Raw genomic sequence first — 11,605 nt, 5'->3', positions numbered from 1 at the left:
GCATCCTCCGATGCCCGGCGCTCCCGGGGACCTGCATAATGGGCCCACGAAGAGCGTTACGGAAACAAGGGCGGTGAAGGTTTTCATCGTAGAGGATTCGGCGCCGGTACGGGAGCGGCTCACCACCATGCTAGGAGAGATCGCCTCTGTGGAAATCGTGGGGGAAGCGTCCAGCGCGCCGGAGGCGATCGACGGCATCGCGCGCACCCGCCCCGATGCGGTGATCGTGGATCTCATGCTGGCGCACGGCAGCGGGATCGATGTCCTGCACGGGATCGCCCGCGAGGGCCTCGGGATCAAGACCATCGTGCTCACGAACTATCCCTCCGACGAGTTCTTCCGCAAGTGCATGGAAGCCGGCGCCGACTATTTTCTCGATAAGACGATCGATTTCGATCGGGTGAAGGGCGTCCTGGAGAGTCTCGCGAAAAGCTTCTTGCCCCAGGCATAAACACGCGGCCGGGAACGCCCTGGACTGCCCGAAAACGCGCAAAGGAGAATGAGATGGGTGTGGACAAGGCAAACGCGTTGTACCGGTTAGGCAAGAATCGCGGCGGCGCCGCCACCGGCATGGGCACCGGTCCCGGAGACCAGGCGCAGGCGGATTGCGCAGGATGCCCCGTGCGGCGCGCATGCCTGCTGGCTTACGCGCCAGCCGAGCCTCGCCAGGGTCTTCACCCGCTGGTCCACGTGCGCCGCCGGGTCCGGCGGGGGGAATCCCTGTTCCGGTCCGGCGATCCGTTCAACAATCTGTACGCAATCCGCAGCGGCTTTTTCAAGACCGCCATGTTGTACGCCGACGGACGGGAGCAGGTAGGAGGCTTCTACATGGCCGGGGAGATGCTCGGGCTCAACGGCATTGGACCCCAGGTCCATATCAACACCGCCACAGCGCTGGAAGACGGGGAGGTCTGCTCCGCTTCGTTCCCGGCGCTCGAGCAGGCGCTCCTCGACTCGCCCCTCATGCAAAGGCGCTTTCACAAGATCATGGCGGAGGAGATCGTTCGGGAGCAGACCGCCATGATGCTGCTGGGCTCGTTCGCCGCGGAGGGGCGACTGGCGGCCTTCCTCCTGAACCTGGCCTACCGCTACGCCTCGCGCGGATATTCTTCGGAGGAATTCCACCTGCGCATGACCCGGGAGGAGCTGGGTAGCTACCTCGGGCTCACGCTGGAGACCGTGAGCCGCACGTTCTCCAGGCTCCACGACGCCGGCCTGGTGGAGGTCAATCTGAAGCGGGTGCGCATTCTCGACGTGAAGGGGCTGAGGCGCGTCCTGGACCGTGAAAGGCAGCCGCCGGAGCGCTCGCCGCGCCCGGATTCGACGCCGCGGCGGTCGGCCGAACGATCCCGCCGCGCCTTGCGCAACGGCCGCAGCGGGCCGCTCCTGCCCGGGCCGGGCGCGGCGCCTCTGGCCCTGGTATGCTGACGGAAGGACGGGCGATGACCGTTCAAGCGACCACCCGTAGCGGCGCTCCTTATGATGGGGTAATCGCATCGCCGCCGGCGGGGCCGTAAGGAGAGCCTGAGTCGAAAGGCCGCCGCGACGAGAGCTAAGAGGCTCCGCGCCCGGTCGTCGGGAGCCGGGTCGCGTCGCCGCGCCGAGCGTTGTGAAACACCTCGACCGCGCTTGCCTCGCCTCCTTCTCGGCAGGCGGCCGATGATTCCTCGATCATCTGCCGGGAGCTCGACCCGGATCATCCGCGCATGACGCAGCTTTACGGATTCGACGCGTATTCGCCCCAGGAAATCGCCGATAAGGTGGAAACGGTGGGCGTGGCTAAGGCGCGGCTGCCCCTCCCCGCCATGGCCATGCTGGGCGTACTGGCCGGAGGCTTTATCGGGCTCGGCGCTCTCTACTTCACCTTGGTGACGTCCGACGCCTCGCTGCCTTTCGCTGCCTCGCGAGTGCTAGGCGGGGTCGCTTTTTCCATGGGGCTGATCCTGGTCGTCGTAGCCGGGGCGGAACTCTTCACTGGCAACAACCTCCTGGTCATGGCGTGGGCCGATCGCAAGATCACCACGATCGAGATGTTGCGCAATTGGACCGTCGTCTACGTCACTAACGCCGTCGGCGCCGCCGGCCTGGCGGTGGTGGTCTACCTGTCCCAGCACCCCGAGATGGCCGGAGGCGCCATCGGCCGGCAGGCGGTCAAGATCGCCGCTGCGAAAGCCCATCTTCCGCTCGTCGAGGCGTTTTTCAAGGGCGTACTATGCAACGTGCTGGTGTGCCTTGCCGTGTGGCTAGCGATGGCGGGCCGATCCGTGACCGATAAGGTGCTCGCCATCGTCTTCCCGATCTCCGCTTTCGTCGCGGCCGGCTTCGAGCACTCCGTCGCCAACATGTATTTCCTCGCCCTGGGTTGGATGCTCCAGGACGAATTCGTCGCGGAGGCGGCCTCGCCGCTCGACTGGAGCGGCATCCTGGGCAATCTGGTGCCCGTCACCCTCGGCAACGTGGCCGGCGGGAGCCTGATGGTGGCCCTCGTGTACTATCTGATCTACCGGCGCCCTTACCGCCCTTCCGCTCCCAAGGACTGACGGCCGCGTCTGGGCTTCCATCCTTCGCGAAAGGCGAATCTTTCGATGCTGGACGACTTTATTCGAGAGCCGCGCATCGCCTATTTCTCCATGGAAATAGCTCTGCGCAACGAAATCCCCACCTATAGCGGCGGTTTGGGGGTGCTGGCCGGGGACACCATGCGCACGAGCGCCGACTTGGGGCTGCCCCTGGTGGGTGTCACCCTGGTGAGCCGCGCCGGTTACTTCCGGCAGGAGATCGACGCCGCCGGGCGCCAAGTGGAGCGGCCCGATCCCTGGGAGCCGGAGCGCTGGACGACCCCGCTCAACGCCAAGGTGGCAGTGAGGATCGAAGGGCGAGAAGTCTGGATCCGGAGCTGGCTCTACGTGGTGCAAGGCCACATGGGCGGTCAAGTGCCCGTCATCCTCCTCGACACCGCCCTGGACGAGAACCAGCCGGAAGACCGGGAGATCACCCACTTCCTGTACGGCGGGGACCAAGCTTACCGGCTGAAGCAGGAGATCGTGCTCGGCATCGGGGGCGTGCGCCTGCTCCAGGCCCTCGGCTTCACCGTGCGGCAATACCATATGAACGAGGGCCATTCCGCCCTTCTCGCTCTAGAGCTCCTGCGCCGCCACGCCTACCCTCCGGAGGACGTGCGGCCCGGGGAGCCGCCCTTCGACATCCCGCGGGTGCGGGACCTGTGCAACTTCACCACCCACACCCCGGTGGAGGCGGGCCATGATCGCTTCTCCTACGACCTGGTGCGGCGAGTGCTGGGGGAGTTCATCGACCTGGAGACGCTCAAGTCCCTGGCGGGCAGAGACGAACTCAACATGACGCGCCTCGCCCTGAGCCTTTCCGAGTACGTGAACGGCGTGGCCAAGCGCCATGCCGAAGTGTCCCGCCGGATGTATCCGGGCTATCGGGTGCACGCGGTGACCAACGGCGTGCACCCCTACACCTGGACCTGCGAAAGCTTCCGGCGGCTTTACGACGCCCATCTTCCCGGCTGGTGCCACGAGCCCGAGCTTCTGGTGCGCGCCGACCGGATCCCGGACGCGGCGATCTGGGACGCCCATCGCCAGGCCAAGACCCGGCTCATCGAGAAAGTGAAAGCGTCTGCGGGAATCGCCTTCCTGCCCGAACAGCCGATCATCGGCTACGCCCGGCGCATGACGGCGTACAAGCGGCCCGACCTCCTGTTCACCGACGTGGAGCGCCTGAAGGCCATCGCCCGGGAGCGGCCCTTCCAGCTCCTCCTGGCGGGGAAAGCCCACCCTCGCGATGAGCCGGGCAAGGGCTTGATCGAGCTGCTCCACGCCCACATGCGGCAGTTCGCCGGAATCCTTCCCATCGCCTTTCTCCCCGACTACGACATGGATGCGGCGCTCGCCATGGTCTCCGGCTGCGACGTGTGGCTCAATACGCCGCTCCCGCCCCTGGAAGCCTCCGGCACCAGCGGCATGAAAGCCGCGTTCAACGGCGTGCCCCATCTTTCCGTCCTGGACGGGTGGTGGATCGAGGGCTGCATCGAGGGCGTCACGGGGTGGGCCATCGGGGACGGGGCGCAAGCGGCCGCGGAAAGCGACGCGGCGTCCCTCTATCGCAAGCTGGAGCAGGTGGTGCTACCGCTGTACGACGCATCCGCCAGCGACCCGTCCGGCTGGATCGCCGTGATGAAGGGCGCCATCTGCAAGAACGCGTCCTACTTCAACAGCCACCGCATGATGCGCCGCTACGCGACCGAGGCGTACATGCGTTAGCTTTCCATGTCGTTTCGAATTGTTTGAGCTAGATCAAAATGGATTCAGCCGAATCCGGGAGAATGGTCTATAGTGAAGGGGCGCCCGGCGTCTTGTTGCGCGTCGTAAAAATGCTTGACGACGCTTGCCCTCACCCGCCCTCTCTCCTTCCCTCTCTCCCGGAGGGAGAGAGGGACTGGACAGTCCCCCTCCCCCGCTGGAGGAGGAGGAAAAGAAGGGGGATGCCCCTCTCCCATGGGGCGAGGTGAAATGGATGGCGGTAAATGGTTTGTCAACCGCTTACCGAAGGCTCAACAGGACCGGCGACGGCGTTGGAAGGAGAAAACGAGCATGCAAGCCAAGGACGTGATGACCACCCCCGTGGTGACGGTAAAGCCCGAGACCAAGGTTTCCGAGATCGCCCGGCTGCTGCTGGAGCGCGGCATCAGCGCCGTGCCCGTGGTGGACGAGAAGGAGCGGCTGCTGGGTATCGTGAGCGAGGGGGACCTCATGCGCCGGCCCGAATCGGGCACCCAGCGCCGCCCGTCCTGGTGGCTCGCCTTGTTCAGCGATCTGCGGGAGGAGGCCCGGGAATACGTCAAGTCCCACGGTCTTCACGCCCGGGACGTCATGACCCGCGACGTGATCACCGTCGGAGAAGACGCGTCGCTCCAGGAGATCGCGGCGCTGCTGGAAAAGCACCGCATCAAGCGCGTCCCGGTGGTGCGCGACGGCAAAGTTGTGGGCATCGTCAGCCGGGCCAACCTGCTCCAGGCGCTCGTGGCGCAGCCGCCCGAGAAACAGGTTTCGGCAGACGATAGAACGCTGAGGGAAGAGGTGCTCAAGGCTGTGCAGTCCGTGGGGGCCGGGACCGTCTTCGTCAACGCGGTGGTTTCCGAGGGCGTAGTCCACCTGTGGGGGGTCGCTGCCTCCGGGGAAGTAAAGGACGCGATCCGGGTCGCGGCGGAGCGGGTGCCGGGAGTGAAGCAAGTGAAAGACGAAATCAAGGTTCTGCCGCGCCGCGCGATGGGCTATGAATGAGCATGACCGCCATGGGAACCGGTTACGAAGACTATGAAGTGGTTCGCGTCACCAGCGAATGCCGGCTGGTGGACGCGGGAGGACGCGAGCACGTGTACTGGCGGCGCGACGGGCAATCCCTCCCAGAGGGCTGGTACGTCGTGAGCTGGCCCCCGGCGCCGGGACGGCAACCGCGGCGTTTCAACGAGGAGGCGGTGTTCCGGGGCCCCTTCAAGCTCGAGGCGGAGGCGCGCCACGCCCTGGCCCGGCTCAAGACCGAACAACCGGCGGCCGCCCAAGACGTTCAGGCCACGGGTGCTGGTGCCCGACCCCAGGAACAGGAAGGGGCGCCGCCGGGCGGTGGGTCTTCGAAGCGAACCGTGGGCTCGGTCGAGGTGCGCCGGCGTTGAGCTTCCGAGGCAGTCGTAGGGTGCGTGCAGCGCAGCCTGCCTGCGCCGCACCGGTCGCGGCAGGCAGGCGAAACGCACCGAACGGCGCAGCGCGCCTACGACTCGAAACCCATCCCCACCCTAACCCTCCCCTTGAAGGGGAGGAAACCCATCCCCACCCCAGCCTGCCCGCGGCCTGGCATGCCCATGTCATCCCCCCCCTTCAAGGGGGAGGCCGGGAGGGGGATGGGTTGCGATTGAGGGGAGGCAGGCCCGCTCAACCCAGGAGGCGTCCCAGCACCAGCCCCGCGGCGAGAAGCGCACCGTGGAGGGAGGCGACGGCGATGGTGCGCTCGATCGCCGGCTGCAGCCTGCCCGGCTCGAAGGCATGACGCAGCAAGTCGCGTCCTGCCAAGGCGGTGAGGGGCGTGGCGGCAAGGCCGAGCAAAGCTGCCGGGGGCAACAGGCCCGCGACCACCACCCCCGTCAGCCATAGATAGGCCCCGAGACCGGTCAGCAAGTAGACCCAGCGCGCCCGGGCTTCGAACGCCTCCATCACGCGCCGGCCCATCGGGCCGAGCAGGGCGCGGGCCGTCCGGTCGAGAAGAAACGAACCAGGCTCGAAATCGACCCGCAGCTCCACGCGGCAGCCCCCCTCCACTGGCTCAAACCGCCAGTCGATCGCCAGCCGGCGAAACGGGCCGTCCTCCGCGCGGATCCGGAGGCGCCCGGGCGGGTCGAAGAACGCTCTCGAAGTGAACCGCATCTGGAATCCGGCGAGGCCGAGGGTCTGCTCCACCCATGCCTCGTTGCCCGTGCGCTCGAGCACGCGGGCGTTGCGCCAGCCGGGGACGAACTCGGGATAGCGCTCCACGTCGGCCACCAGCTCGTAGAGCCGTTCGGCCGCGACGGGGAACAGGCGCCGCTCGCTGTGCACGGTCATGAGCGCTTCCCGCGCCGGGGGCTACGTCGACCCCGGCGTTGTCGAGAATCCGAACCTTCGCCGCTAAACGCGGCCCGCTATATCGCTTCCTCTTGCGTGGGGAAGGCCGCCTCGACGCCGTCGAACAGATAATGGGCCTCCCAGTCCTTGTGGTGCCGCGCCATCACCATCTGCTCGGCTTCGGCGGCGCTGGCGGCGAGCGTCGCGTAGGCCATGACGGTGTCCGGGACGCTGCCGCCTTTGGACTTGAGTTTCACGATCACCGTGTAGCTGCGGGGTTGGCGGGCGCGTTGGGCAGCCGGGTCGATCATGGTGGATGGTCTCCGTTGCTATCCAGGGTTTGGGGCCCGCCGGGGCGGGAGATCAGCGGGCGCGCACCAGCAGCACCGGCACCGTGGCGCGCCGCATCACCCCTTCCGCCACGCTGCCCAGCACCAGGTGCTCGAAGCCCCGGTGGCCATGGGTCCCCATGACGATGAGGTCGGCGCCCCAGCGGGCCGCCTCGTCCGTGATGGCCGCGGCGACGCGCCGCCCGCCGGCTTCGATGAGGGTCGTGCTCGCCTCCACGCCCGCCGCCTGCGCCCGGGCAGCGGCCTCCGCCAGCACCCGCTCGGCTTCGGCCCGCACCGCCCCGTCCAGATCGCCGTAGCCCTCGATCGCCAGGTTGTGGAGCGGCTCTGCACGTGGGCCAGGCGCACCCGGGCGCCCTGCTCCTTGGCGAGCTTCAGCGCCTCCTCGAGGGCCCGGTTGGAGGGCACGCTGCCGTCCACCGGCACCAGCATTTGCTTGTACATGGTTCCCCCTTCTATTCCCGCCGCCGGCTCTCGGGTGGCGAACTCGATCCATCATGAACTCGCCCTCAGCCCTTGGCTTTGACGTAAATCAAAGGCCAAGGCTGCCGGCAAGCCCCGGCTGTCGCTCCTCGAGTTGTCCAGGCGCAGGATCAATGCATTTCTCCGATTCGTAGGGTGCGTTGAGCGGATGAGAAACGCACCGCCCCCGGGGCGAGGCGACCCCCGAGCGGTGCGCTGAAGCGCGCCCTACCGGGGAAGCGATTTCGAGATGGGTTCTAATCCGCCAATCGCTCGGCCACCAGCTCCAGCAGGCTGCCCATTTTGCGGTTCCAGCGGAAATGGGCCCGGCCGTCGTCGAAGGTCTGGCGGCAGTTGCTGCAGGAGGTCGCCAGGACCTCCGGGTCCTGGGCGTCGATCTGGGCCATTTTGATCTCGAAGGCCCGGTAGCGCAGGGGGTCGGCCCGGTGGATGGTGACCACGCCTCCTCCGCCGCCGCAGCACCAGTTGAGCGCGCCGCTGTCCTGGGTTTCCCGCAGCTCCGCCCCCAGGGCGCGCAGCACCTCCCGGGGCGCCTCCGTGGCGCCGCCGCGGCGGGAGACCTGGCAAGGATCGTGGAAGGTGATCGATTTGCCCAGGAGCTTGAGCCTGAGGCGGCCCTCCCGCACCGCCGCGGCTAGGTATTCGGAGATGTGCAGCACCTGGAAGGGCAGCGGCTGCCCGTACACGTTGGCGCCCTCCCAGCGCATCGCCCCGTAGGCGTGGCCGCACTCAGGCAGGATCAACGTCTTGGCCCCGCACGCGAGCGCGGCCTCGATGAGCTTCATGCTCATGTCCCTTTGCCAGGCCGTGTTTCCCGAAAGCATGCCGAAATTGGTGGCCTCGTACCCGCGAGTGGACAGGGTCCAGGACTCCCCGAGGCGGTTCAGCACCTTGGCGAGGGCCACGATCGACTGGGGATATTTCATGATCTCGATGGAGGAAAGCGTCACCAGGACGTCCGCCCGTTCCCGGTCGAGGGGGATATCGATCTCGTGCTCCTCGGCGAGCCAGGCGATCCGCTCCTTGAGCACCTTGGGCGTCGCGCCGAGGGGGCTTCCTTCCCGCTCCGCCCGCTCCGCCACCGCCCACAATTCGTGGGGCACCAAGCCCGCCTCGAACATGGCGTGGCGCGCCAGTGCCACCAGGCCGGCGATGTCGATGCCCATGGGGCAGATCATGGTGCAGCGCCCGCACAGGGTGCAGGCGTCGTAGATCAATTCCTGCCATTCCTCCAACTGGGCGGCGGTGACTTTGGGCTCGAGGCGGAGCGCGCGGTAGAACCACGCAAAGGGCCCCATCTCCCGCCGGTAGATCCGCCGGAAGGGCTCGAGCTTCCAGATGGGGGTATAGCGGGGATCGCCGGTCGCCACGTGGAAATGGCACGCTTCGGCGCATTGACCGCAGCGGATGCACGATTCCAGGTAAATCGCCGCGGTGCGCCCGAAATCCCGGGCGAAAGCCCGCCTTGCCGCCGCCAGGCGATCCTCGTCCGTCCTGTCTCCTTGCCGGTCGAACCTCGTCTGCGGCTTCCTGATAGAAAAGCGCGGCGAGTCCAGATCGATGGGGTGCTTGGCGTTGGCGTCGCTCATAGCTCGGCTCCCCTGCGGGCGAAGGCCGCCCCCGTCGCGCCCCGGGAGAAGAACACGAGAAAGGCGTGCGCGAGCTTGCCGAACGGCAGCCACGCGAGCAGCAACTCCAGGGACAGGAGATGAATCGCCACCCACAGCGGATTGGCCGGGGAAGCGGGATAGACTCCGGTCTCGATGGGCAGGCTGATGAGGGCCATGCCGGTCAGCATGGGGAGCAGGGTCACGAACCAACTGAAGTAGTCGTCGAAGGTGGAGAGCAGGTGCAGCACGGGCGAGGAAAGCCGCACGAAGAGGGCGTAGAACAGCCCGACGAAGGTGAACGCCACCGCGAGGGCGAAGAGCCACCCGGGCACCGCGGGCCAGGAAAGTCCGGTCAGGCGCCGGATGAAGGCGATGTGGGGCCCGTAGCCGAAGAAGACGATGGCGAGACCCAGGTGATACCCGTAGGCGTGGACCATCGAAGCCAGGGTCCGCTCGCGGAACGCCGCGTGGGGAACCATGCGCGAGACGATGGCCCGCAGCGCGCCGCGCCCCGTGGCGGCGCTGCGGGGCTGCGAATAGTCCGGCTTGACCGGAAAGCGCAGGAGGCCGATGAGCCGCCAGGCGGTGCCGCCCAGGAACAGGGCCAGAGCCAGAGCGAGTCCCGGACCGCGGGCGAATTCGAGCAGTTCCATGGTTCAGGCCTGCAGCACGTAGGTTCCGGGGGCGTCCCAGAGGGGCGGGTAGCCGGCGGCGGGCGCCCCCATGGGCGGCGGGGCCACCGGATCGCCCGAGCGCGCCACGAGCCAGGCGACCCACTCCGGCCACCAGGAGCCCTCCTTGCGCGGCGCGATGGTAAGCCAGGCATCCGGGTCCGAATAGCGGTCGTCCTTGGACTTGGTGAGCACCTGGTAGCTTCGCCCCTTGCGACCGGGCTCGGAGACGATGCCCGCGTTGTGGCCGCCGGTGGTGAGCAGGAACGTGACTTCGGTGTCGCTCAGCAGGTGGATCTTGTACACGGAGCGCCACGGCGCGACGTGGTCCCGCACCGTGCCGACCGCGAAGATCGGCGCCCGGATGTCCGTGAGGGCGACTGGCCGGCCCTCGACCCGGTAGCGGCCCTCGGCCAGGTCGTTGTCGAGGAACAGGTGGCGCAGGTACTCGGAATGCATGCGGTAGGGCATGCGGGTCGCGTCCGCGTTCCAGGCCATGAGATCGGTCATGGGGGTGCGCTCGCCCATGAGGTATTCCCGGAGCATGCGCGACCAGACGAGATCGTTGGAGCGTAGGAGCTGGAAGGCGCCGGCCATCTGCTTGGCGTCGAGGAAGCCCTGCTCCCACATCATGTCCTCGAGGAACGTGACCTGGCTTTCGTTGATGAACAGCATCAGCTCGCCGGCTTCCTCGAAATCCGTCTGGGCGGCGAACAGGGTGATCGATTTCAACCGTTCGTCCCCGTCCCGGGCCATGGCGGCGGCACCGATGGCGAGCAGCGTGCCGCCGAGGCAATAGCCCACCGCGTGCACCGGCGCCCCCGGCACGACCGCCGTCACGGCGTCGAGAGCCGCCATCAGGCCGAGCCTGCGGTAGTCTTCCATGCCCAGGTCCCGGTCCTCGGGCCCCGGGTTCTTCCAGGAGATCATGAACACGGTGAAGCCTTGTTCCGTCAGGTATCGAACCAGGGAGTTGGACGGGGACAGGTCCAGGATGTAGTACTTCATGATCCAGGCCGGTACGATCAGGATCGGCTCCGGCCGCACCCGCTCCGTCGCCGGCGCGTACTGGATCAGCTCGATCAGCCGGTTGCGATAGATTACCTTGCCCGGGGTCACGGCCAGGTTGCGGCCGACCTCGAACCGCTCGGCGCCCACGGGCTTCTTGCCGCCCAGGGCGCGCTCCCAGTCCTCGGCGAAGTTCTGGGCCCCGCGTACCAGGTTCATCCCGCCCTGCCGCATCGTGTGCTCCAGCAGCTCCGGGTTGGTGGGAAGGAAGTTGGAGGGCGAGAAGGTGTCCAGGATCTGGCGCGTCACGAACTCGACCACGCGCTCGTGCTGCCGGGTCACCCCGCGCACGCCCGTGGTGGCGTTGTGCCACCACTGCTGGCCGAGGAGAAAGCCCTGATAGATGAGGTTGTAGGGCCAGCGCTGCCAGGCTTCCCCGAGGAAGCGCCGGTCCTGGGGCAGGGGCTCGATGCAGGGCTCGGCGCTGCCTCCCTGCAGCATGCAGCGGCCGGCGTAATTGGCGAGCCGCACGGCCTTGCGGAAGGCCTTGTCGAGGAGGTTCAACTGCTTGCCCGGGCTCGTGGCCAGGTGGGCGGCCCAGTCCAGGTAGGCGCCGGCCAGGGCAGCCGGGGAAATGCCCGCCGTGAAACGCGCCAGGGTGGCATGGAGCGACCGGTCGATCACCTCGCCCAGGGCGGTGGCGGCGTAGGAATCCCGCTCCAGGTCGCGGCGCGGCGGCGGGGCGGGCGTAGACGGATGGCCTCCGCTCGACCCGATCTCAAGGCCCGCTTTCGCGGCATCGCCCGGCGCTTTTTCCTTCGCCGTTCTGCCGTGTCCCATCGTTTTTCCTCGAAGGGTGATGGCAC

At 67.5% G+C, this 11,605-nt stretch carries 12 protein-coding genes and 1 pseudogene; 6 read left to right on the top strand and 7 right to left on the bottom strand.

Features of this window, described 5'->3' with window-relative positions; translation table 11 throughout:
* The first annotated feature begins 73 nt into the window (after positions 1–73).
* The 6 genes from ACTFO6_RS04380 to ACTFO6_RS04355 all read left to right on the top strand — a co-directional run bounded on the left by ACTFO6_RS04380 (position 74) and on the right by ACTFO6_RS04355 (position 5,695).
* A complete protein-coding gene (locus tag ACTFO6_RS04380) occupies positions 74–451 on the top strand; it encodes a response regulator (protein WP_439933225.1) in 378 nt (125 codons plus the stop codon).
* A 59-nt stretch (positions 452–510) separates the two neighbouring features.
* Positions 511–1,428, top strand: coding sequence for a helix-turn-helix domain-containing protein (locus tag ACTFO6_RS04375; RefSeq protein ID WP_439933224.1), 918 nt, complete (start codon positions 511–513; stop codon positions 1,426–1,428).
* Between the two features lie 278 nt (positions 1,429–1,706).
* Positions 1,707–2,540 (top strand): formate/nitrite transporter family protein, encoded by an 834-nt coding sequence (locus ACTFO6_RS04370; protein WP_439933223.1) that lies wholly within the window; start codon positions 1,707–1,709, stop codon positions 2,538–2,540.
* A 45-nt stretch (positions 2,541–2,585) separates the two neighbouring features.
* Positions 2,586–4,286, top strand: a complete 1,701-nt coding sequence (glgP, locus tag ACTFO6_RS04365; RefSeq protein ID WP_439933222.1) for an alpha-glucan family phosphorylase — start codon at positions 2,586–2,588, stop codon at positions 4,284–4,286.
* Positions 4,287–4,616: 330 nt separating this feature from the next.
* Positions 4,617–5,306 carry a CBS domain-containing protein gene (locus tag ACTFO6_RS04360; RefSeq protein ID WP_439933221.1) on the top strand — a complete coding sequence of 230 codons (690 nt, stop codon included), beginning with the start codon at positions 4,617–4,619 and terminating at the stop codon, positions 5,304–5,306.
* An 11-nt stretch (positions 5,307–5,317) separates the two neighbouring features.
* Positions 5,318–5,695 carry a hypothetical protein gene (locus tag ACTFO6_RS04355; protein WP_439933220.1) on the top strand — a complete coding sequence of 126 codons (378 nt, stop codon included), beginning with the start codon at positions 5,318–5,320 and terminating at the stop codon, positions 5,693–5,695.
* A gap of 256 nt (positions 5,696–5,951) precedes the next feature.
* Here the strand turns inward: ACTFO6_RS04355 and ACTFO6_RS04350 are convergent, their stop codons facing one another.
* From ACTFO6_RS04350 to ACTFO6_RS04320, 7 genes and pseudogenes are all read right to left on the bottom strand, one after another.
* Positions 5,952–6,617: an SRPBCC family protein gene (locus ACTFO6_RS04350; protein WP_439933219.1), complete on the bottom strand. Its 666-nt coding sequence runs from the start codon at positions 6,615–6,617 to the stop codon at positions 5,952–5,954.
* A 77-nt stretch (positions 6,618–6,694) separates the two neighbouring features.
* The gene (locus ACTFO6_RS04345) at positions 6,695–6,928 is read right to left on the bottom strand and encodes a hypothetical protein (RefSeq protein WP_439933218.1); all 234 of its coding nucleotides are present in this window, start codon (positions 6,926–6,928) and stop codon (positions 6,695–6,697) included.
* Positions 6,929–6,980: 52 nt separating this feature from the next.
* On the bottom strand, positions 6,981–7,244 hold the full coding sequence (locus ACTFO6_RS04340; protein WP_439933217.1) for a universal stress protein: 264 nt from the start codon (positions 7,242–7,244) through the stop codon (positions 6,981–6,983).
* A 101-nt stretch (positions 7,245–7,345) separates the two neighbouring features.
* Positions 7,346–7,399, bottom strand: a pseudogene (locus ACTFO6_RS04335) (hypothetical protein); the annotation flags it as partial.
* A gap of 287 nt (positions 7,400–7,686) precedes the next feature.
* Positions 7,687–9,039: a (Fe-S)-binding protein gene (locus ACTFO6_RS04330; RefSeq protein WP_439933216.1), complete on the bottom strand. Its 1,353-nt coding sequence runs from the start codon at positions 9,037–9,039 to the stop codon at positions 7,687–7,689.
* Complete coding sequence (locus ACTFO6_RS04325; protein WP_439933215.1) at positions 9,036–9,713, bottom strand: nitrate reductase; 678 nt, start codon at positions 9,711–9,713, stop codon at positions 9,036–9,038. Before ACTFO6_RS04325 ends, ACTFO6_RS04330 begins: the two co-directional genes overlap by 4 nt.
* A 3-nt stretch (positions 9,714–9,716) precedes the next feature.
* On the bottom strand, positions 9,717–11,579 hold the full coding sequence (locus ACTFO6_RS04320) for a PHA/PHB synthase family protein (protein WP_439933214.1): 1,863 nt from the start codon (positions 11,577–11,579) through the stop codon (positions 9,717–9,719).
* Positions 11,580–11,605: the final 26 nt, after the last annotated feature.

The organism is Pelomicrobium sp. G1, from assembly GCF_051905455.1.
GTDB lineage: Bacteria > Pseudomonadota > Gammaproteobacteria > Burkholderiales > UBA6910 > Pelomicrobium.
The sequence above is the reverse complement of the archived record's forward strand: the minus strand, read 5'-3'. Positions and strand labels throughout refer to the sequence as shown.

What these genes read in the sequence shown, in the direction of transcription:
- ACTFO6_RS04355 (WP_439933220.1), top strand. Translation starts at nt 5,318, where the DNA reads ATGGGAACCGGTTACGAAGACTATGAAGTGGTTCGCGTCACCAGCGAA.
- ACTFO6_RS04325 (WP_439933215.1), bottom strand. Translation starts at nt 9,713, where the DNA reads ATGGAACTGCTCGAATTCGCCCGCGGTCCGGGACTCGCTCTGGCTCTG.
- ACTFO6_RS04350 (WP_439933219.1), bottom strand. Translation starts at nt 6,617, where the DNA reads ATGACCGTGCACAGCGAGCGGCGCCTGTTCCCCGTCGCGGCCGAACGG.
- ACTFO6_RS04360 (WP_439933221.1), top strand. Translation starts at nt 4,617, where the DNA reads ATGCAAGCCAAGGACGTGATGACCACCCCCGTGGTGACGGTAAAGCCC.
- ACTFO6_RS04345 (WP_439933218.1), bottom strand. Translation starts at nt 6,928, where the DNA reads ATGATCGACCCGGCTGCCCAACGCGCCCGCCAACCCCGCAGCTACACG.
- ACTFO6_RS04320 (WP_439933214.1), bottom strand. Translation starts at nt 11,579, where the DNA reads ATGGGACACGGCAGAACGGCGAAGGAAAAAGCGCCGGGCGATGCCGCG.
- ACTFO6_RS04370 (WP_439933223.1), top strand. Translation starts at nt 1,707, where the DNA reads ATGACGCAGCTTTACGGATTCGACGCGTATTCGCCCCAGGAAATCGCC.
- glgP (WP_439933222.1), top strand. Translation starts at nt 2,586, where the DNA reads ATGCTGGACGACTTTATTCGAGAGCCGCGCATCGCCTATTTCTCCATG.
- ACTFO6_RS04330 (WP_439933216.1), bottom strand. Translation starts at nt 9,039, where the DNA reads ATGAGCGACGCCAACGCCAAGCACCCCATCGATCTGGACTCGCCGCGC.